This window comes from Paenarthrobacter sp. RAF54_2 (assembly GCF_052113945.1).
Lineage (GTDB): Bacteria > Actinomycetota > Actinomycetes > Actinomycetales > Micrococcaceae > Arthrobacter.
The window spans coordinates 25,525-45,151 of the sequence record NZ_JBFRDV010000024.1 but is presented as its reverse complement, the minus strand read 5'-3'; the positions used below and the strand labels follow the sequence as shown (position 1 = coordinate 45,151).

General features: G+C 61.2%; 18 protein-coding genes, 2 tRNA genes and 1 pseudogene. 12 read left to right on the top strand and 9 right to left on the bottom strand.

Annotated features, from left to right (window positions below; translation table 11 throughout):
* Nucleotides 1-56: 56 nt before the first annotated feature.
* The gene (locus AB4Y87_RS20770; protein WP_442006160.1) at nucleotides 57-962 is read right to left on the bottom strand and encodes an acyl-CoA thioesterase; all 906 of its coding nucleotides are present in this window, start codon (nucleotides 960-962) and stop codon (nucleotides 57-59) included.
* A 63-nt stretch (nucleotides 963-1,025) separates the two neighbouring features.
* Between AB4Y87_RS20770 and AB4Y87_RS20765 the strand changes: the two genes are divergently transcribed.
* The gene (locus tag AB4Y87_RS20765; protein ID WP_442006159.1) at nucleotides 1,026-1,697 is read left to right on the top strand and encodes a hypothetical protein; all 672 of its coding nucleotides are present in this window, start codon (nucleotides 1,026-1,028) and stop codon (nucleotides 1,695-1,697) included.
* A gap of 44 nt (nucleotides 1,698-1,741) precedes the next feature.
* Here the strand turns inward: AB4Y87_RS20765 and AB4Y87_RS20760 are convergent, their stop codons facing one another.
* Nucleotides 1,742-2,155, bottom strand: a complete 414-nt coding sequence (locus tag AB4Y87_RS20760) for a globin (RefSeq protein WP_223949302.1) — start codon at nucleotides 2,153-2,155, stop codon at nucleotides 1,742-1,744.
* Nucleotides 2,156-2,189: 34 nt separating this feature from the next.
* The gene (locus AB4Y87_RS20755) at nucleotides 2,190-2,852 is read right to left on the bottom strand and encodes a mechanosensitive ion channel family protein (RefSeq protein ID WP_442006158.1); all 663 of its coding nucleotides are present in this window, start codon (nucleotides 2,850-2,852) and stop codon (nucleotides 2,190-2,192) included.
* Between the two features lie 87 nt (nucleotides 2,853-2,939).
* Between AB4Y87_RS20755 and AB4Y87_RS20750 the strand changes: the two are divergent.
* Nucleotides 2,940-3,972 (top strand): annotated as a pseudogene (locus AB4Y87_RS20750) (epimerase).
* Nucleotides 3,973-3,988: 16 nt separating this feature from the next.
* Here the strand turns inward: AB4Y87_RS20750 and AB4Y87_RS20745 are convergent.
* A complete protein-coding gene (locus AB4Y87_RS20745) occupies nucleotides 3,989-4,468 on the bottom strand; it encodes an OsmC family protein (protein ID WP_442006157.1) in 480 nt (159 codons plus the stop codon).
* Between the two features lie 55 nt (nucleotides 4,469-4,523).
* Nucleotides 4,524-7,103, bottom strand: coding sequence for an aminopeptidase N (gene pepN, locus AB4Y87_RS20740; protein WP_442006156.1), 2,580 nt, complete (start codon nucleotides 7,101-7,103; stop codon nucleotides 4,524-4,526).
* Between the two features lie 132 nt (nucleotides 7,104-7,235).
* Between pepN and AB4Y87_RS20735 the strand changes: the two genes are divergently transcribed.
* From AB4Y87_RS20735 to AB4Y87_RS20725, 3 genes are all read left to right on the top strand, one after another.
* Nucleotides 7,236-8,246 carry a hypothetical protein gene (locus AB4Y87_RS20735; RefSeq protein WP_442006155.1) on the top strand — a complete coding sequence of 337 codons (1,011 nt, stop codon included), beginning with the start codon at nucleotides 7,236-7,238 and terminating at the stop codon, nucleotides 8,244-8,246.
* 73 nt (nucleotides 8,247-8,319) lie between these two features.
* On the top strand, nucleotides 8,320-8,802 hold the full coding sequence (locus AB4Y87_RS20730) for a ribose-5-phosphate isomerase (RefSeq protein ID WP_223933158.1): 483 nt from the start codon (nucleotides 8,320-8,322) through the stop codon (nucleotides 8,800-8,802).
* A complete protein-coding gene (locus AB4Y87_RS20725; RefSeq protein WP_442006154.1) occupies nucleotides 8,802-9,707 on the top strand; it encodes an Fpg/Nei family DNA glycosylase in 906 nt (301 codons plus the stop codon). Before AB4Y87_RS20730 ends, AB4Y87_RS20725 begins: the two co-directional genes overlap by 1 nt.
* 51 nt (nucleotides 9,708-9,758) lie before the next feature.
* Here the strand turns inward: AB4Y87_RS20725 and AB4Y87_RS20720 are convergent.
* Nucleotides 9,759-9,832 (bottom strand) — tRNA-Gly (locus AB4Y87_RS20720).
* Nucleotides 9,833-9,982: 150 nt separating this feature from the next.
* On the opposite strand from AB4Y87_RS20720, the gene AB4Y87_RS20715 reads away from it, so the two are divergent.
* Together AB4Y87_RS20715 and tig are read left to right on the top strand one after the other, a co-directional pair.
* A tRNA-Pro gene (locus AB4Y87_RS20715) sits at nucleotides 9,983-10,057 on the top strand.
* 70 nt (nucleotides 10,058-10,127) lie between these two features.
* On the top strand, nucleotides 10,128-11,510 hold the full coding sequence (tig, locus tag AB4Y87_RS20710) for a trigger factor (RefSeq protein WP_442006153.1): 1,383 nt from the start codon (nucleotides 10,128-10,130) through the stop codon (nucleotides 11,508-11,510).
* A 73-nt stretch (nucleotides 11,511-11,583) separates the two neighbouring features.
* On the opposite strand, the gene AB4Y87_RS20705 is transcribed toward tig, so the two are convergent.
* Entirely contained in the window at nucleotides 11,584-11,712 is a 129-nt protein-coding gene (locus AB4Y87_RS20705) for a hypothetical protein (RefSeq protein WP_442006152.1), read from the bottom strand.
* Between the two features lie 52 nt (nucleotides 11,713-11,764).
* On the opposite strand from AB4Y87_RS20705, the gene AB4Y87_RS20700 reads away from it, so the two are divergent.
* The 4 genes from AB4Y87_RS20700 to AB4Y87_RS20685 all read left to right on the top strand — a co-directional run bounded on the left by AB4Y87_RS20700 (nucleotide 11,765) and on the right by AB4Y87_RS20685 (nucleotide 15,284).
* The gene (locus AB4Y87_RS20700) at nucleotides 11,765-12,388 is read left to right on the top strand and encodes an ATP-dependent Clp protease proteolytic subunit (RefSeq protein WP_275964122.1); all 624 of its coding nucleotides are present in this window, start codon (nucleotides 11,765-11,767) and stop codon (nucleotides 12,386-12,388) included.
* Nucleotides 12,389-12,427: 39 nt separating this feature from the next.
* A complete protein-coding gene (locus tag AB4Y87_RS20695) occupies nucleotides 12,428-13,087 on the top strand; it encodes an ATP-dependent Clp protease proteolytic subunit (protein WP_216925476.1) in 660 nt (219 codons plus the stop codon).
* Between the two features lie 182 nt (nucleotides 13,088-13,269).
* Nucleotides 13,270-14,559 carry an ATP-dependent Clp protease ATP-binding subunit ClpX gene (gene clpX / locus AB4Y87_RS20690; protein ID WP_442006151.1) on the top strand — a complete coding sequence of 430 codons (1,290 nt, stop codon included), beginning with the start codon at nucleotides 13,270-13,272 and terminating at the stop codon, nucleotides 14,557-14,559.
* A gap of 80 nt (nucleotides 14,560-14,639) precedes the next feature.
* Nucleotides 14,640-15,284, top strand: coding sequence for a mycothiol-dependent nitroreductase Rv2466c family protein (locus tag AB4Y87_RS20685; RefSeq protein WP_442006150.1), 645 nt, complete (start codon nucleotides 14,640-14,642; stop codon nucleotides 15,282-15,284).
* 59 nt (nucleotides 15,285-15,343) lie between these two features.
* Here the strand turns inward: AB4Y87_RS20685 and AB4Y87_RS20680 are convergent, their stop codons facing one another.
* Nucleotides 15,344-16,219, bottom strand: coding sequence for an Fpg/Nei family DNA glycosylase (locus AB4Y87_RS20680; RefSeq protein WP_442006149.1), 876 nt, complete (start codon nucleotides 16,217-16,219; stop codon nucleotides 15,344-15,346).
* 346 nt (nucleotides 16,220-16,565) lie between these two features.
* Entirely contained in the window at nucleotides 16,566-19,187 is a 2,622-nt protein-coding gene (gene valS / locus AB4Y87_RS20675; RefSeq protein ID WP_442006148.1) for a valine--tRNA ligase, read from the bottom strand.
* Between the two features lie 50 nt (nucleotides 19,188-19,237).
* On the opposite strand from valS, the gene AB4Y87_RS20670 reads away from it, so the two are divergent.
* Nucleotides 19,238-19,609 carry a DUF488 domain-containing protein gene (locus tag AB4Y87_RS20670; protein ID WP_442006147.1) on the top strand — a complete coding sequence of 124 codons (372 nt, stop codon included), beginning with the start codon at nucleotides 19,238-19,240 and terminating at the stop codon, nucleotides 19,607-19,609.
* Nucleotides 19,610-19,627: the final 18 nt, after the last annotated feature.

Sequence of the window (19,627 nt, the reverse complement as noted above, 5' to 3'; positions counted from 1 at the left end):
GGGGCCGGCCTCTTTGCTTTAACACCTGCGCTTCAACCTTCCAGCGCACCAACTGCCTACGGAATCCTGATCATCCCCTCCTGTGCCACGGTCGCGACGTGCACGCCTTCGCGGTTGAATATCCGGCCGGTAGCCAAACCACGTGCCCCTTGGGCGCTGGGGGACTCCTGGACGTACAGCATCCACTCGTCCACCCGGACGGGCCGGTGCCACCACATGGCGTGATCGAGACTTGCGACGCTCATGCCCGGTGTCATCCAGGCGAGGCCGTGTTTGCGGAGAATGGGCTCCAACAAGGTGTAGTCGCTGGCGTATGCCAACGCGGCCAAGTGCAGCTTGGGATCGTCGGGCAAGGGGCCCATGGTTTTCATCCAGACGGCATTGGTGGCCACGTGCTCGTTGGGCGGTGACACGTAAAGTGCGGGGTCGATGTGGCGGACATCGAACGGCCGCTCCGAGGACATATGCCGTGCCAACGGGTGGTCGAATTGAGCCAGCAACTCAGCCGTGCTGGGCAAGGATTCGGGGTCCGGAATGCCTTCGGGCATTGTCGCTTGATGGTCCAGGCCTTCATCTTGAACCTGGAATGAGGCAATCATGGAAAGGATGGGGACACCGTCCTGATAAGCATGAACGCGCCGCGCCGAGAAGGACCGACCGTCACGCAACCGTTCCACACCGAAGGTGATGGGCTTATTGGCGTCACCGGGACGCAGGAAATAGCCGTGCATGGAGTGCGCCACCCGGTCAGGTTCCACGGTTCGCATGCCAGCCATCATGGATTGGGCTAGAACCTGGCCGCCGAATACACGATGCCGGGGCTGTTTTTGGGAAGGTCCAAGGAAGATGTCCTCATTGGTCCGGGCTCCGTCGAAGTCACCCAGGTCCAACAGGCCAATCAGGACTTCCGTCGGATCTTCGGCGGGTGCCTCAACCTTGAGGCCAGCGTTCGTGTCAGTCATGGTTCGACTCTAGACGGCCCCCGGACCCCTCTCAACCGCGGACATGCCGGTAGAGTCGATGCTGTGACAGACCTCTTGACCCAGTCCTTCCGCTTTGCCGATCCCAGCGACCTCGTTGACCTGCGGACGTACGTCACGCGTGCCAAGAGCATCGATGACGGTGCTATCCGCCTGCAGGCCGCAGGCCAGGTATTGGCCGCGTACGTGTGTGTGCTCAGGCCACGCATCCTGGGCGAATCGACTCCCACAATCCTTGGGTTACGGACTATGGCACTTGCAGAACCCGCGCAGGCCGATGTCACGGTGACGCTCGCCTCCGTCATGGACCGTCTTGCCCGCTCAGGTGCCGACGACGTCGAGTTGCCCATTCCGCCGTCGACGGTTTCGGAGTCCTGGGCTGGCGTCGGCGCGCCGAGGAGCGGTTGGGAAGTCCTGGGGAAGGTGCTCGACGCCGACCTGAAGTCAGCAGCGGAGGCCGGCATTGCAGAGGTGGCTGGCGTGGTGCCCACTGCCGCCGGGGCTGCCGTTGTGAATACCGCCCGGGCCGCCGTGTGGGGACGGGAGCTACCCGGCCTCAGTGACCTGCCTGCCGGTGCGGCCTTCGCTGCATTCGCCCTGGGATTCCTGGGAGCGGGCGAACAGCAGTTGTTCCGCAATGGACGGTGGTTCCGCTTAAGTGGTCCTCGTGGCCATGTACTGGTTCGCACGGGCGCAGGCTTGGGCCTGGGCTTCTAGCCTCAGACGACCAGAAGCAGACGACCAGGAGCAGACGACCAGGTTCAGACGGCGGAGGGGCTGTTCACCATGGTCAGGGCAGCGCGTTCCATGTAGTCCCAAAGGGTTCCCTCGTGAAGGGGCGACAACCCCAGCGAGTCCACTGCTGTCCGCATGTGGAAGAGCCAGCGGTCCTTCGCTTCGGGCGTGACGCGGAACGGCATGTGGCGCATCCGCAGGCGTGGATGGCCGCGCTCCTCACTGTAAGTAGTAGGACCGCCCCAATACTGTTCAAGGAACATGAGGAAGCGCCGTTTGGCCGGTTCCAGGTCTTCTTCGGGGTACATGGGCCGCAGGAGTGGATCCTGCGCCACGCCGTCGTAGAAGACGTCAATCAGCTTCACGAAAGTATCGTGCCCGCCCACAGCTGCGTAAAAGCTGTCGGTGTAGGCAGGTTGGCTGAAGGGATCGTTCTGCATGAGCTGGCGTCGTGGACCAGCCTGGGGGTTCGTGTCACTCACTGGCCTTCTCCTCAGCCTTCTTGGCAGCATCATTGTCGTCGGTTTCCGGCGACTCCAACGGAACGTAGTCTCCCTGCGAGCGGTTGCCCACGCGCAGGATTTCACCGTTTCGCAGATACCAGATGGCTCCGTCCTCAGCGCGGACCCGCGTAATGCGCAGGCCCACTGATTCAACGGTACCAATCACTTCGCTGGTGACGATCACATCGCCTATTCCGTACTGGTCTTCGATGGTGATGAAGATACCGGCGAGGAAGTCACGGATCAGCTGCTGTGCACCGAAACCGATAGCGACACCCAGTATTCCCACGCTTGTCAGCAGGGGCGCGACGTCCACGTTCATGAACTTGAGGACGTAAATGATCACGATCACCACAACGACGACGCTCACGAGGCTTGTCAGCAAAGTGCCGATGGTTTCGGCACGCTGTGAACGGCGTTCGTGATCCAGTGCGCGGATTGCCGGTTGCACCCATTTGAAGTGGGGCTTCTTGAAGAAGGAACTGCCCGCGGACACTCGCCGCGTGATGCGCAGGATGATGAATCGCGCCACGATCCACACCAGCAGGCCCACGGCCAAGGTGATGAGGATCGAAACGAAGTCGATTTTCTCCGGTTCGATGGTGATGGTTTCCGCCAGGGGGATGGAGGTCAAGGTGGAATAACTCCTTGTGGTCGGCCCGTGTTCGCCGGGCGCGGAACACTCTGTCCACGTCCAACCCTATCGCCGTAGCGTGACGGTATGCGCATCCTGGTCCTTGGCGGTACTGCCTTCCTGTCAGCTGAAATCGCAAAGCAGGCGCTTGCCTTGGGGCACGACGTCACGTGTCTTGCCCTTCGGCACCCAGGCGAACCCGCCCGACGGCGTGACCTGGGTTCGTGGCGATCGCGCCTTGGGTAGAGCAGCCTATAAGGATGTGAACAGCAGCTGGGACGCGGTTATTGATGTTTCCAGGGATCCTGTTCAGGCGCGGGATGCCCTTGAGGTCTTGGGACCGCCTGCGCGCCATTGGACCTTCGTGTCCAGTTGCTCTGTGTATGCCGATCATTCGGTTCCCGGGGCTGACGAGACGGCGGGGCTCCTTGAACCCCTGCCCGAAGGACAAGCCGGAACTCCGGAAACCTATGGGGAATCAAAATCTGCGATCGAGCGCATAACGCTGGACCTGGTGGGGCACAAGGCCCACATTGTGCGGGCAGGTCTGATCGGAGGGCCAGAGGACGGCTCTGACCGTTACGGCTATTGGCCTGGGCGCTTTGCTGCCAATACTGAGCCGGTTCTAGTGCCAAATATTCCAGATGACGCCACCCAGGTCATCGACGTCCGGGACCTCGCCAGGTGGATCATTCAAGGGGCACAGAAGGGCCTGACGGGCACCTACAACGCGTTGGGAGATGTAGTTCCGTTCCGTGAGTATATTTCGGAATCCAGCCGCGTGGCCCTGGGCCGGGAGAGGCAGCCGGACACTGAGGAGAGGCTACCGTTGAGCGAAACAGTCCAGGCCGACGAAGACTGGCTGGTGGAGCAAGGCGTTGACTACTGGGCCGGGCCGGACTCACTTCCCTTGTGGTTGCCAGCGGACCACGACGGCTTCCAATCGCGAAGCAACCAAGCCGCCAAGGTCCTCGGTATGACGTTGCGCCCATGGCAGGAGACTCTCCGGGACGCCTTGGACTACGAGCGCAGCCTGGGCTTGGAAAGGGAGCGCAAGGCAGGCTTAAGCCGCGAAACCGAACGCAGGCTGGTAGGACTCCTGCGGGAACAAAGGACCTAAGGCGGGTTCAACAGCCTCAGGCTGGTGCCGACGTCGTGATTGGTTCGTGCAGAACGGGGAAGTTGACGCTGCGGGCTATGAAACAGACCTGGTTGGCTTCGTGGTGAAGTTGCGCCATCAATGCCGAATGAGCCGGGTCTGCGATGGTGACGTGAGGCTTCAGGGTCACGCTCTCGAACTGACCGCTGCCATCACGATTTAGCTTCATGACGCCCTCGGCGTTGTCCTCGTAACCGGTAACAACAACTCCATGTCTTACCGCCACGTGGAGGAACGAGAGCATGTGGCATTGCGCCAGAGCAGCAAGCAGGAGTTGCTCTGGGTTGTAGCGTGCGCGGTCGCCGTGGAAGGTCGGGTCCGAGGAACCCTTCAAGATCGGAAGGCCCGGGATATCCACATCATGATCCCGCGAGTACCCTCGGTAGCTTTCTGTACCGACGCCCAGGTTTCCAGTCCAGCGGACGGTCAATGCATAGTGGTGTTCGTTGAGGCCCATGTGGACAGTTTAGCCATCAGCCAAACAGCGCCAGCACAGGCCCCAACGGACTTGCTTAGGCGTCTGCGTCCACGTCCACGTCCGCTGCCCGGGCACGGAGCGCCCGCGCCACTGCGTCCCGGTTTTCCAGCATCATGCGGCGCAGCGCTGCACTTTCTTCGGGCAGGTTCGCGAGGAACTCGTCCGTGCGGTCCACCGTGGCCTGGGTTGTGAGTTGCGCCGGGTAGAGGCCCACGACGATCTGCTGGGCCAAGGCGTGCGTGCGTTCTTTGACAATCCCGGGGACCGCTTCAAAGTACTTTTCCGCGTACGGCTCCAGCAGGCTGGTGTCAGGCACCCGCATGAAGCCGGCCACCGCTGAGGCTTGCAGGGCGTTGGAGAGTTCGCCCTTGACCACGATGGAATCCCACGCCGCAGCCTTGGCCCCGGCTGTGGGAATAGCGGCCTTGGCCTGTGCCGCGGCATTTTGGCCGGTGGAGGTGTTGTCGCGGGCGAGTTCCTGGTCGATGCGCTCCTGGCCCTGCCTGCCGCCGGCCACCAAGGCGGTTAGCAGCTCCCACCGCATGTCCTGGTCGACGGTGAGGCCCTCAAGCGTGTCGGTCCCGTCCAGCAGCCCTTGGATGCGATCCAGCTGATCCCCGCTCCGTGAAAGTTGAGCATAGGACTTCACGAACTGCAGCTGCGCATCCGAGCCGGCTTCCACTTCGGAGGCGAGGTCCCACAACTTGTCGGCGGAGGCAATCGTTGCGTTCTGCTTGTGCTCGGCTGCCACGTAGTAGGTCAGCGTCGTGGCAAGCTGCCGCAATTGGACGAGGATCACCGAGGAGTCTGTTTCCTCTGCGATGTTTGCCAGGATCAGGTCGACGTAGCCGCGCGCGGGAGTTTCTCCGTCCCGTGCCGCATCCCACGCCGAACCCCAGACCAGCGTGCGGGGCAGGCTGGCGGCAAAATCCTTGAGATGCGCTTTCGCTGTGGCCAGCGAGTGAGCATCCAGGCGTACCTTGGCGTAGGCGAGATCGTCGTCGTTGAGCAGGATGAGGTCCGGGCGTGCGAGGCCAGCCAGGGTGGGGACTTCGGTCCGAGGGCCCTCGACGTCCAGCTCCTCGCGATGCGTCCGCTCCAGCTTGCCCTGTTCGGAAAGGTTGTAGAAGCCCACCGCAAGGCGGTGAGGGCGGAGGGTTGGTTGTTCATCGATCGCGGACTGCAGGATGCTGAACGCGGTGATGGTGCCGTCGGCGTCCACGTCCACCTCGGGAGCGAGGGTGTTCACGCCGGCGGTTTCAAGCCAGAGCTTGCCCCAAACGTCCAGGTCACGGCCGCTTGCGGCTTCAAGTTCCACCATGAGATCAGCAAGTTCAGTGTTCTTCCAGGCGTGCTTGGCAAAATACGCGCGCACCCCGGACATGAACTGCTCGGGTCCAACCCAGGCAACCAATTGCCGCAAGACAGAGGCGCCCTTGGCATAGGTGATGCCGTCGAAGTTAACTTCCACATCTTCAAGGTTGTTGATTTCCGCGAAGATCGGGTGCGTGGTGGGCAGCTGGTCCTGACGGTAGGCCCAGGACTTCTCCACCGAGGCGAAGGTGGTCCACGCCCGGTCGAAGGCAGTGTTTTCCACCGCGGCCAGGTGGGACATGTACTCGGCGAAGGACTCGTTGAGCCAGAGGTCGTTCCACCAGCGCATGGTCACAAGGTCCCCGAACCACATGTGCGCGAGCTCGTGCAGGACCGTGATGGCACGGCGCTCGATCTGTGCACCGGCGACCTTGCCGCGGAAGATGTATCCCTCCAGGATTGTCACGGCACCTGCGTTTTCCATCGCGCCGGCATTGAACTCCGGGACGAACAGCTGATCGTACTTTTCAAACGGGTACGGGCAGCCGAACTGTGCCTCGAAGAATTCGAAGCCCTGGCGGGTCAGTTCGAAGATGTTGTCCGCGTCCAGGTACTGCATCAGGGATTTGCGCGCGAAGACGCCGAGCGGAATGACCCTGCCATCCGAACTTGTCACCTCGGAACGAATGGACTGGTACGGTCCGGCTATCAGGGCGGTGACATACGAGGACAGACGCGGCGTGGGAGCGAATTCCCACACGGACCTGCCTCCACCGTCCTCGTCTCCATCAGTTTCAACCGGTACCGGCGTGGGGGAGTTGGAGACGACGTCCCAGTGGGAGGGAGCGGTGATGTGGAACGTGAAGCTGGCCTTCAGGTCCGGCTGCTCGAAGACAGCGAACATCCGCCGGGAATCCGGAACCTCGAACTGGGTGTAGAGATAGACCTCCCCATCCACCGGATCCACGAAGCGGTGGAGGCCCTCGCCCGTGTTCATGTACCGCGCATCGGCGACGACTATGAGTTCATTCTCGGCAGCGAGGTTTGGAAGTTGGATGCGGATGCCATCAGATACCTCGGCGGGATCCAGTTCGGTGCCGTTAAGGGTAACGCTGTGAACGCTCTCGGTGACGGCGTCGATAAAGGTCGCGGTTCCAGCCTTGGCCGAAAACTTCACCATGGTGGTGGATCCGAAGACCTCGGCACCCTTGGTCAGATCCAGGGTGACGTTGTAGGACTCGACGTTGAGCATTTCAGCGCGCTGAGCAGCTTCTTCGCGCGTCAGGTTAAGGCCTGGCAAGTGGTGCCTCCAGAGGTTGGGGTGACCGGCCGGGGCAGGTCCGGTCGATGGTGTGAAGCCATTCTTTCACTCCACGCGCCGATGGCAAGGAGGTGCCACCACAGTGTCGCCGCCACGGAGTAGCTTTGAACCATGGGAACGTTCAGGGAGTCTCTTGATATCCGCGCACTCAGGTTTGCACTCGCCTTTCCGTTGCTGCTGGCCACAGGTTTCGTCGTATGCGCACAGATGGTGCGAAACGATCTTCCTGATCCCGTAGCAGTCATGTGGAACGCCGACGGCGGCAGCGCCTTTGCTCCCTTCGGCGCCTATGTAGCCGGCGGCGCGGCCATGATCACCTTTTTCGGTTGGGTCGCCTTCCTGCAGGCCGTACCGCTATCACGACCGGTGGTCATGCGCAGGGTCATGATGGGTCTTGGCCTCATGGTGAGCCTCTTCGTGACAACAGTGCTGGCCGCCGGGCTGGTAGGACAATCGGGACTGGAGGACGCGCGCGCTTCCCACGTTGATCCGATCGTCCTCGCCATGGGCAGTGGTGCGGCCGTGTCCTTGGGAGTCGTCCTCATGTTCGCCTTCAAACCGGATCCCCGGTGGACGCGGGAGGATGACGAAGCCCTTGAGGCCGCACGTTTGCACGTCACGGACCCGGACCTCGCACGGGATACCCTGCGCATGTGGGTCCATGCCCGCAGTTCAGTTTTCATCATGATCATCGTGTCCACGCTGTTTCCAGCCGCGCTGATCGCGATAGCCGTCCCATGGCTGGGAGCCTTGGTGGCCGCAGCGGCGTTGGTTGGCGCCGGCTTCCTCTTCGCCCGCGTCCGGGCTGACAGGGGAGGTCTTCAGGTCTTCGCAGGTGGCATCGTGCCGGTCCTGACCGTCCCCGCCGTCGACATCGCGGCAGCAGCTCCCGCTGACGTGAAAGCCGCAGACTTTGGTGGATGGGGTTGGCGGCATCATGACGACGCAACAGCGATGCTGGTCAGCAGCGGACCGGCCGTCGTCGTAAGGAAACTTAATGGAGGAAGGGTAGCGCTCAGTGCAGGGACTACGGCAACCGCGGACGAACTCGCCGGTATCCTGAACCGGGCTGCCGAGCGGGCCCACCACGGCGGGCAACCCCAGCAACCCGGGGCGCGGTAACCTAGGTAGCGCATCCCACACCGCCGCGCCCGGCCAGGTGCCGTACCGGCGCGCCAGAAAGAATGGACTTCCTGTGACTACACCCCGCGTCCACATCGCCACCGACCACGCCGGCATGGAACTCAGCGCCCACCTGGTCAGCCACCTCACGGCCAAGGGCTACGAGGTTGTGGACCACGGACCCAAGGAATATGACGCACTGGATGACTACCCGTCCTTCTGCATCAATGCAGGAGTTGCAGTGGTGGCTGACCAGCAAGCAGGCGTGCACGCGCTGGGCATCGTTCTGGGTGGTTCAGGAAACGGTGAACAAATTGCCGCCAACAAGGTCAAGGGTGTGCGTGCCGCGCTGGCCTGGAACCTCTCTACCGCCAAGCTCGCCCGCGAGCACAACGACGCCAACGTAGTGGCCGTTGGCGGCCGCCAGCATACGGTGGAAGAAGCAACCGAACTCATTGAGGCCTTCCTGCAGGAACCTTTCAGCAATGATGAACGCCACATCCGCCGTATCGGCAAGATTGCGGCTTACGAGACCACCGGCGAGATCGTCGAGTAGTGCCTGAGGGGCACTCCATCCATAGGCTGGCCCGCCAATTCCACGATGTTTTTGGCGGCCGGCGTTTGGATGTTTCCAGTCCACAGGGGCGATTCGCGGCAGGTGCCGAGCTTCTGAGCGGTCATGTGATGGTTGAAGCTGTTGCCCACGGAAAGCAGCTGTTCCTCAGGTTCGATCACGATCTTCTCCTCCACGTTCACCTTGGTCTTTATGGCGCTTGGAGCTTTGGTGGCGATAGCTCCTTCACGGGGGCGTCCAGCATTGGAGCGCCTCGCCGGATCGGGGAGCGCGAGACTGCCTCATCCCGTGCTGAGGTGGAGCCCGGTGCTGACGTGCACTACGCCGGACCTCCCGCCCCGGTGGGTGCCGTCCGCGCGCGCCTGGTGTCCGACAACGGCTGGGCCGATCTTCGTGGCGCCACCACTTGCGCCGCTGTTACGTCTCATGAAGCCGAAGGCGTACTGGGCCGGCTGGGTCCTGATCCGCTGCGTAACCGCCCGGGGGACCGGGACGAGTTCGTCCGTCGGTTGCGACGCCGCAAGACGGCCGTGGCTTTGCTGTTGATGGATCAATCGGTGCTGGCAGGGGTCGGCAATATTTATCGTGCCGAGGTCCTCTTTCGTCAGGCTGTGGATCCATGGACTCCCGGAAACACGATTGATGCCGAGACGGCGGGCAAGTTGTGGGATGACGCCGTCCTTGCAATGTCCGACGGCGTACGCGACGGCCGGATTGTCACCACGCCGCCAGCGCTGTGGACCGGTAACGGCGCCTCAGCGCCCGACGCCGATGCCCACTTTGTCTATAAGCGCGAAGGGCAGCCCTGCCGCGCTTGCGGAACGCTGGTAGGCATGGCCGAAATCGGCGCCCGCAAACTGTACTGGTGCCCTGGCTGCCAGGTGTAGCCTCGGCTGCAACAACGAAAAAGCCCCAATCCGAGGATTGGGGCTTTTTACTGGAGGGGACGACGGGAATCGAACCCGCGTAATCAGTTTGGAAGACTGAGGCTTTACCATTAAGCTACGTCCCCGTATGGATCTCCTGTGCGATCCCTGTATGGATCACTCGCTCAGGACATCTTCCCGGTGGCTGTTCAAGCCGGGTACAACTAAACCTAATTCCGGCGTCGGTGTCAAATGTGCATTCAGGGCCTGCTTGCCCGTAGACTGTCCTGTGCATTCGGGGTGTAGCTCAGCTTGGCTAGAGCGCCTGCTTTGGGAGCAGGAAGTCGCAGGTTCAAATCCTGTCACCCCGACTCTGTGTTTCGTGTCCGCCTCAGGGATGCGGCAGAACCCCATACCCACAAAATCAGGAGTACTTAGACTGTGAAGAGCGCTGTCGAGAACCTCACCCCCACGCGGGTCAAGCTCAACGTTGAGGTTCCCTTTGAGGAACTGAAGCCGAGCATCGATGCCGCTTACAAGACTGTTGCTTCGCAGATCCAGGTCCCCGGATTCCGCAAGGGCAAGGTTCCGTCCAAGCTGATTGACCAGCGTGTTGGTCGTGGCTATGTCCTGGAAACCGCCATCAACGATGGCCTCAACGGCTGGTACCAGGCCGCTGTCCAGGAAACGGGTGTTCGCCCCCTGAGCCGTCCCGAAGTTGAGATCACTGAGGTTCCGGACCCGTCCGCAACCGATGGCGAGCTTAAGTTCCAGGTGGAAATTGACGTTCGCCCCGAGATCGAACTGCCGGACTACGCAGGCATCAAGGTTGAGGTTGCTGCGGCTGAGTCCTCCTCTGAAGACGTCGACAAGGCCCTGGACGAACTGCGTGGCCGCTTCGGCACGCTGAAGTCCGTGGAGCGTCCCGCCCAGAACGAGGACTTCCTCACGATCGACATCACCGCAACGATCGATGGCGAAGAAATCGACTCAGCTTCTGGCTTGTCCTACCAGGTTGGTGCCGGCACCATGCTTGAGGGCCTGGACGAGGCCGTGACCGGCCTGTCCGCAGACGAAGAAGCAATCTTCGACACCACACTCGTTGGCGGCGACCACGCCGGCGAGGCAGCCCAGGTCAAGGTTGTTGTCAAGGCCGTCAAGGAGCGCGAGCTTCCTGAAGCCAACGACGACTTTGCACAGCTGGCCTCGGAATTCGACACCCTTGATGAGCTCCGCGAGGACCTCGCCAAGCAGGCTGCAGATTCCAAGGTCGTCGGACAGGGTGTTGAGGCCCGCGACAAGGTTCTGGACAAGCTTGTAGAGCTCGTCGAGGTCCCGGTTCCGGCTTCGGTTGTCGAAGAGCAGATCGAAGCTCACTTCAACCCGGAGAACGCCCACGGCGAAGGTGACCACGACACCGAGGAGCACCGCGCTGAGGTCAAGGCAAACACTGAGCGCGCCTTCCAGAACGAGGTCATCCTTGACGCCATTGCGGACAAGGAAGAAGTTGACGTCAGCCAGAACGAGCTGATCGACTACATCGTCAGCACCGCAAGCCAGTACGGCATGGATCCGAACCAGTTCGCCCAGATCATCGATCAGAGCGGCCAGGTCCCCATGATGGTTTCCGAGGTACGCCGCCGCAAGGCACTGGCCGTTGTGCTGGGCCAGGCCGAGGTCGTTGACTCTGAAGGCAACAAGGTTGACCTGAGCGATTTCGTCCGCCCTGCCGGCGAAGTTGCTGCCGATGAGGCTGCACCTGTCGAAAGCGGCGAGGAAGCGGATGTCGTCGCCAGCGATGACCCCGCAGCCGTGAAGTTCTAGTCAATAACGCATCTACCGACCCCGGATCAGTGATCCGGGGTCGGTTTGTTTTAAGCCCTGAACGGACAAGCCCTCAAACAATCAGGGCGCCGGATCCGCGGGCCTGCTTCAATCGTGCGCCGTCAGCGAACAGCGCGATTCCGGCGAACAAATCCTCAGTGAAAACGGTTAGTGTCCAAGTAGTGAAGTTCAGTGAGGTCACTGGCACCAGCGAGAGGTAAGTACTTATGTCACAGCAATCAGAGGCTCCCCGGATGGCAACTGTCGATCCCGCAGCCCAGGACAACTACATCTACAACCGCCTGCTGAAAGAGCGCATCATCTGGCTTGGCTCTGAAGTCCGTGACGAGAACGCCAACGCCATCTGCTCCCAGCTGCTCCTCCTCTCGGCTGAAGACCCCGAGAAGGACATCTACCTTTACATCAACTCACCCGGTGGCTCCGTGACGGCCGGCATGGCCATCTACGACACCATGCAGTTCATCCCCAACGATGTTGTCACTGTTGCCACCGGCCTGGCTGCTTCCATGGGGCAGTTCCTGCTCTCCTCCGGGACCAAGGGGAAGCGCTACGCCACCCCCAACGCCCGTATCCTCATGCACCAGCCTTCCGGTGGAATCGGTGGCACTGCCTCGGATATCAAGATCCAGGCCGAACTGATCCTGCACATGAAGAAGGTCATGGCGGAACTCACCGCTGAACAGACAGGTCAGACTGTGGAGACCATCCTCAAGGACAATGACCGCGACAAATGGTTCACGGCCACAGAGGCTTTGGAGTACGGCTTCTTCGATAAGATCTCGGCTCACGCAGGCTCGGTAGCTGGTGGCGGTGGAACGGCCAACCAGTCGAACTCCGAGCCAGGCTCCGAAAACTAACCGGCACCAAGAACCACTGAAACCCCCAGGAGTAATGACATGAACTACAACTTCGGATGGTCTGCCGGTAATCTCCCAACCAGCCGCTACGTCCTGCCCCAGTTCGAAGAGCGCACACCGTACGGCTTCAAGCGCCAGGATCCGTACACCAAGCTGTTCGAGGACCGCATCATCTTCCTCGGCGTCCAGGTTGACGACGCTTCTGCCGATGACATCATGGCCCAGCTGCTGGTCCTTGAATCGACGGATCCGGACCGCGACATCACGCTGTACATCAACTCGCCAGGTGGATCGTTTACGGCCATGACGGCGATCTACGACACGATGCAGTACATTCGTCCGGAGATCCAGACGGTGTGCCTGGGCCAGGCAGCCAGCGCGGCTGCTGTACTGCTTGCAGCGGGAACTCCCGGCAAGCGGCTGGCACTGCCGAACGCACGCGTGCTGATCCACCAGCCGGCGTTGTCCGGCGGCCAGGGCGGCCAGGCATCCGACCTCGAGATCCAGGCTGCTGAAGTCATGCGCATGCGTACATGGCTTGAGGACACTTTGGCACATCACTCGGGCCGCACGTCCGAGCAGGTCAACAACGACATCGAGCGCGATAAGATCCTCACCGCGGCAGAGGCCATGAGCTATGGCCTGATCGACCAAGTGCTGGACTCCCGCAAGATCAAGCCCCAGGCAATCGCCCGGTAGCATACGGAAATCGACGCCGGTGCGGTTCGCGAAATATGAACCGCACCGGCGTTCTGTTTCCACCCAAGCAGCCCATTGTGACCTAGAGTGGATGGTGTCACGGTGGTGCCAACCCCGGCCACGCTGCACACTTAAGTACGGCCCGGTGCCGCATCACCCGCATGTAACGAAGGGATTCCCACATGGCTCGGATTGGCGAGAGCACGGATCTGCTGAAGTGTTCTTTCTGCGGAAAGAGCCAGAAGCAGGTACGGAAGCTGATTGCCGGGCCCGGTGTCTACATCTGCGATGAGTGCATCGAGCTTTGCAACGAGATCATCGAAGAAGAACTTGCGGAAGTTTCGGACCTTGGCAGCTTCGAACTCCCCAAGCCCCGTGAGATCTTCGATTTCCTGCAGGAATACGTCATCGGTCAGGAACCTGCCAAGCGGTCGCTGGCGGTTGCCGTGTACAACCACTACAAGCGCATCCAGGCCGGCCATGCTCCCAAGGCCGGCAGCCTTGGTGAGGGCCCTCATCACGAGGATGTGGAGATCGCCAAATCCAACATCCTGCTGATTGGCCCAACAGGTTGTGGCAAGACGTACTTGGCGCAAACGCTCGCACGGAGGCTGAACGTGCCCTTCGCTGTAGCCGATGCCACGGCGCTCACGGAGGCAGGCTATGTCGGCGAGGATGTTGAGAACATCCTGCTCAAGCTCATCCAGGCCGCCGATTACGACGTCAAGAAAGCCGAACAAGGCATTATCTACATTGACGAGATCGACAAAATTTCACGCAAGAGCGAGAACCCCTCGATTACCCGGGATGTCTCCGGCGAAGGAGTCCAGCAGGCCCTGCTGAAGATCCTCGAAGGCACGGTCGCCTCCGTGCCGCCCCAGGGTGGACGTAAGCATCCGCACCAGGAATTCATCCAGATCGATACCACCAATGTGCTCTTCATCGTGGCAGGCGCATTTGCCGGGCTCGAGGACATCATCGGTTCCCGGTCCGGGCGCAAGGGCATCGGCTTCGGGGCGCCGCTGAATGAGGTCCGGGACAACGTGGACACCTACGGTGAAGTCATGCCCGAGGACCTGCTGAAGTTCGGACTCATTCCGGAGTTCATCGGCCGCCTGCCGGTGATCACCACCGTCTCGAATCTTGACCGTCCTGCGTTGATTCAGATCCTCTCCACGCCCAAGAACGCCTTGGTGAAGCAATACCAGAAGATGTTCCAGTTGGATGGTGTGGAGCTGCAATTCGACGACGACGCGTTGGATGCCATCGCAGACCAAGCTCTTGAGCGCGGCACCGGCGCCCGCGGCTTGAGGGCCATCATGGAAGAAGTGTTGCTGCCCGTCATGTTTGATCTCCCGAGCAGGGATGACATCGCAACTGTGGTCATAACCGCTGATGTCGTGGAAAACAAGGCACAGCCGACCATGATTGGACACGACGTCGTAGCGAAGCGTCGGAATAAGTCGGCCTAGCCACCCGTTGGCCTAGTAAGCGGCGGTTCACTGAATCCGCCTTGCCCTACGCCCGTTTTCACTCTTTCAAGGAGTTTCCTGTGCCCGAACAGAATCTGTCCGAACAGAATTTGCCTGAGCAGCCCGTCAACAAAGCCGATTTCTGGTTCGATCCCGTTTGTCCCTTCGCGTGGATCACATCGCGCTGGATCGGCGAGGTGGAACAAGTGCGTGGTATTGAGACCGAATGGCATGTCATGAGCTTGTCCGTCCTGAATGAGGGCCGTGACCTTCCCGGGAATTACAGGGCAATGATGGACGACAGCTGGGGTCCTGTTCGCGTGATCATTGCTGCCCAGGAGCTCCATGGCAGCAGCTATATTAAGCCTTTGTACGACGCCATGGGGGAGCAGATCCACCATGAAGGCAACAAGGACCGCAGTTCCGTGATCCAGAAAGCGCTGGCAGAGGTAGGCCTTCCTGCTGAGCTGGCAGGCTTCGCGGATTCAGAGGAGTACGACGCCCAGCTGCGAGCCAGTCACGAGGCCGGCATCTCCCTGGTAGGCCAGGATGTCGGAACACCCGTGGTCGCCGTAAATGGCACGGCCTTCTTCGGCCCGGTACTCACCCGGATTCCGAGGGGCGAAGAGGCGGGACAGCTTTGGGATGCCACGGTGACCCTTGCCGGGTACCCACACTTCTTCGAACTCAAGCGCAGCCGCACCGAAAGCCCTGAGTTCAACTAGGGAAAGCCCGGAGTTCAACTAGGGAAAGCCCGGGATTCAACAGGCTGGGGTTCAGCGCCCTACTTCAGGAAGCGTGATGTGCGCCGGTCTGCGAGGATCTTTCCATGGGTTTGGCAGGTGGCACAGTACTGAAGTGAGGTGTCGGCGAAGGACACCTCACGCACTGTATCTCCGCAAACAGGGCACGGCAGCCCGGTCCGGGCATGCACCCTGAAATTGCTTCGCTTGGTGTCCTTCAGCTCGCTGGAAGGCTTTCCGGCTGCCGCGTTGACGGCACCCACCAGAACTTCCTGCATGGCATCGTAGAGCCGCTGCACCGTTTCGCCGTCGAGCGTCTTGGCGATGGCAAAGGGCGAGATTTTGGCAGCGTGCAGAATCTCGTCGCTATAGGCGTTGCCGATCCCTGCGATAACACTTTGGCTGCGAAGAAGTCCCTTGATCTGTTGGGAGCTTGACCTCAGGATTGCTGCCAAGGCTTCTTCGTCGAAGTCGGGGCTGAGCGGCTCAGGGCCCAGGGTTGCGATTCCAGGAACATCCAAGGGATCCCGGACCACGTAGATGGCGAGGCTTTTCTTGGTGCCGGCTTCTGTCAGGTCAAGGCCGATATGGGCATCGTCGGACTCCCGGTGCAGCAGTAGCCTGGCCGCGATATTGCTCTTGCCCATGCGCAAACCTGCTGATGAGGGATGCTCCGTATAACGGACCCAGCCAGCCTTTGCCAGGTGGAAAACGAAAAACAGGCCGTCAGCATCGAGGCAAATGAACTTGCCGAAGCGCTGCGTGCCCTGGATGGTGCGGCCCTCAAGTGCGCTGTATGGCGGATCAGCGGTCTTCAGGGCGGCGATGGAGTTAATGCGGACGCTGTTCAGTACAGCTCCGTGGAGCTGGGTGTCCAGATACGTGCACAGGCCGTGCACTTCGGGAAGTTCCGGCATGACCATACTCTGCCATAGCTTTGCCCCGGCTGCAGGAAAAGCTATGCGAAAGGGCCCCGCAGAACTACAGGATTGTAGTTCTGCCGGGCCCCTTGTGCATGGACCCGGGCGGGACCACAATGGTTCTTACCCACTTCGAAAGAAGAGGGACACGGAAACCAAAGATTCAGTGATATGCAACCAACGCAGCCTTTGGCAAAGTTGGAAGCAAGCTACCAGTGACGAGGTAGTAAGACCTGAAATTCCGAGGATTCCGCCAGACTGTCAAGCCGTCACCAGACAGCCGAAAAGTCGAAGCCCCACCAACGGCAAAACGCTGATGGGGCTTCCCCTTTGCCCAAAAATTCTAGACGGCGGGCGTTTCTTCTGCTGGTGCCAGGACGACGTCGCTGACCGTCAGCTCACCCTCGCCGGACTGGAGTGCAATCTCCTGGGCGTTAGCGGCGGCCTTCAGGTCTCCGAGTCCGGCCTTCAGCTGTGCAACCAGCATTTCATTGGCCGTGATGGAGGCCGAGAGTACTGCGGTGCGCTGCTTCACTTTGGCCTCGGACTTGGCCTTGCGGATGCCACTCAGTGCTACGCCAACAGTGCCAAGCATCGTGGTGTCGCCATCGGCGATTTCCAGTGCGGCCGGCCACTGGGCGCGGTGAACCGAGCCAGTGCGCCACCAGCTCCACACCTCTTCGGTTGCGAAGGGCAGGAACGGCGCGAAAAGGCGCAGCAAGGAATCCAAGGTGGTGGCCAGGGCAGCCAGCACGGATGCTTGCTCCGAGTCCCCGGCCGCACCGTAGGCGCGGTCCTTGATCAACTCGACGTAGTCATCAGTGAACTGCCAGAAGAATGACTCGCTGATCTGCAGTGCCCGGGCGTAGTCGTAGTTTTCGAAGGCCTTGGTGGACTGGGCCACGACGTCCGACAACTGAGCGAGCAGTGCCCGGTCCAGCGGATTGGTCAGCACGGAGAGATCGCTGGACACCACAGAGTTTTCGGTGGCGCCAAGGTTCAATACGAACTTGGAGGCGTTGAGCAGCTTGATGGCCAACCGACGGCCGATCTTCATCTGCGCGATCTCATACGCCGTGTCTGCGCCGAGCTTGGCCGAAGCTGCCCAGTAGCGGACGGCGTCTGAGCCGAACTCGTTCAGGACGTCCGTGGGGACAACCACGTTGCCCTTGGACTTGGACATCTTTTTGCGGTCCGGGTCAAGAATCCATCCGGAGATAGCTGCGTGCTTCCAAGGCGCGCTCTTCTGCAGGGCATCGGCACGGACAGCGGAGGAGAACAGCCACGTGCGGATGATGTCGTGACCCTGGGGGCGGAGGTCGAAGGGGTAGACCTTTGAGAACAGTTCCTCGTCACGGCTCCAGCCACCCACGATCTGCGGGGTAAGGGAGGAGGTGGCCCAGGTGTCCAGGACGTCGGCGTCACCTGTGAAGCCGTTGGCCTGATCGCGCTGCGCTTCCTCAAAGCCAGGGGCTGCATCTGCGGCGGGATCCACGGGGAGCATGTCGTCCGAGGGCAGGATGGGGTGGTCGTAGTCCGGGTTGCCCTGCGCATCCAGGGGGTACCAGACGGGGATGGGCACGCCGAAGAAGCGTTGGCGCGATACGAGCCAGTCGCCGTTCAGTCCCGCAATCCAGTTCTCGTAGCGGGATCGCATGAAGGAGGGGTGGAAGGCGATTTCCTGGCCGCGGCCGATCAGGCGTTCGCGGCGTTCTTCGTCTCGCCCGCCGTTGCGGATGTACCACTGGCGTGAGGTCACGACCTCCAGGGGCTTGTCGCCCTTTTCGAAGAAGTTCACAGGGTGCGTGATCTTCTTTGGTTCGCCGTCCAACAGGTCTGCTGCAGTGAGGAGCTCTACGACTGCTTCTTTAGCGGAGAAAGCCGTCTTGCCGGCGATCGCAGCGTAGGCTTCCTTGCCGGCGTCGGTGGTGATCCATTCCGGGGTTTCGGCGATGATGCGGCCGTCGCGGCCCATGATGGCGCGTGTAGGCAACTGCAGTTCACGCCACCAGGTGACGTCGGTGAGGTCACCAAAGGTGCAGACCATGGCAATGCCGGAACCCTTGTCCGCCTTGGCGAGCAGGTGGGCCTTGACTTCAAGCTCTACATCGAACAGCGGGGATTTCACTGTTTTGCCGAAGAGCGGCTTGTACCGTTCGTCGTCGGGGTTTGCCACCAGGGCAGCGCAGGCGGCAAGAAGCTCCGGGCGCGTGGTTTCGATGAAGATCTTTTCGCCGTCTTCGGTGAAGAAGGGGTAGCGGTAGTATGCGCCGGCAACCTCGCGGTCCTCCAGCTCAGCCTGGGCAACGGCGGTGCGGAAGGTAACGTCCCACAGCGTGGGCGCCTCGGCCATGTAAGCGTCGCCGGCAGAGAGGTTGGCGAGGAAGGCTCGCTGGGACACCGCACGGGAGGTGTCGTCGATGGTGCGGTAGGTCAGGTCCCAGTCCACGGACAAACCGAGGGTCTGGAAGAGGTTCTCGAAGACTTTCTCATCCTCGACAGCGAGTTCCTCGCACAGCTCGATGAAGTTCTGCCGGGAAACGACGTCGAAATCGCGCTGGTTCTTGGCAGGCTGTGCGGGAGGACGGTAGTCGGCGTTGTAGGGGATGGCGGGATCGCAGCGCACACCGTAGTAGTTCTGGACGCGACGCTCGGTGGGCAGGCCGTTGTCGTCCCAACCCATGGGGTAGAAGACGTTCTTTCCGGTCATGCGCATGTAGCGGGCCTGGACGTCCGTCTGGGTGAACGAGAACATGTGCCCCACATGCAGGGAGCCCGAGGCGGTCGGCGGGGGAGTGTCGATCGAGTAGACCTGCTCCCGGGTGGTGTCCGGGTTGAACTTGTAGGTTCCTTCGTTCAGCCAGCGCCGCGTCAGCGTGGCCTCCAGGCCTTCGAGGGCCGGTTTGTCGGGAACGTTGATGGGGGCGGTGGCGGGCGTGTCTGTACCCTGCGTTGATTCAGCCATGGGTCAATTGTTTCATGGCCCAGGCCGGCGGCTTGCCGTAGCATGCCGTCATGGCTGGCCATCAAAGCGTTTTCGTCCTCAAACGCATCTACGATGAACCCACTGACGACGACGGCTTCCGGGTTTTAGTGGACCGTCTCTGGCCGCGCGGGGTGTCCAAGGACAAAGCCCACTTGGATCTTTGGCTCAAGGACGTTGCCCCATCGCCGCCGTTGCGGACCGGGTTCGCCCACATGCAGGAACGATTCGCCGATTTCAGGCAGCAGTACGAGGCTGAGTTGGACGGAAATCCCGCAGTTCCGACCTTGCTGGAGTTGGCGGCGTCGAATCCGCGGGTCACCCTGCTTTATGCCGCACGGGATCCGCAGGTCAACCATGCCGCGGTGTTACGCGACTTCCTGCTCGGCCGAGCAGATGCTTGAGGCCTGCGGATAGTGTGG

Excerpts from the sequence above, each read along its gene's own strand:
- AB4Y87_RS20735 (WP_442006155.1), top strand. The coding sequence starts at position 7,236 with ATGGGAACGTTCAGGGAGTCTCTTGATATCCGCGCACTCAGGTTTGCA.
- AB4Y87_RS20680 (WP_442006149.1), bottom strand. The coding sequence starts at position 16,219 with ATGCCGGAACTTCCCGAAGTGCACGGCCTGTGCACGTATCTGGACACC.
- clpX (WP_442006151.1), top strand. The coding sequence starts at position 13,270 with ATGGCTCGGATTGGCGAGAGCACGGATCTGCTGAAGTGTTCTTTCTGC.
- AB4Y87_RS20700 (WP_275964122.1), top strand. The coding sequence starts at position 11,765 with ATGGCAACTGTCGATCCCGCAGCCCAGGACAACTACATCTACAACCGC.
- AB4Y87_RS20770 (WP_442006160.1), bottom strand. The coding sequence starts at position 962 with ATGACTGACACGAACGCTGGCCTCAAGGTTGAGGCACCCGCCGAAGAT.
- valS (WP_442006148.1), bottom strand. The coding sequence starts at position 19,187 with ATGGCTGAATCAACGCAGGGTACAGACACGCCCGCCACCGCCCCCATC.
- AB4Y87_RS20695 (WP_216925476.1), top strand. The coding sequence starts at position 12,428 with ATGAACTACAACTTCGGATGGTCTGCCGGTAATCTCCCAACCAGCCGC.
- AB4Y87_RS20760 (WP_223949302.1), bottom strand. The coding sequence starts at position 2,155 with ATGCAGAACGATCCCTTCAGCCAACCTGCCTACACCGACAGCTTTTAC.
- AB4Y87_RS20670 (WP_442006147.1), top strand. The coding sequence starts at position 19,238 with ATGGCTGGCCATCAAAGCGTTTTCGTCCTCAAACGCATCTACGATGAA.
- AB4Y87_RS20745 (WP_442006157.1), bottom strand. The coding sequence starts at position 4,468 with ATGGGCCTCAACGAACACCACTATGCATTGACCGTCCGCTGGACTGGA.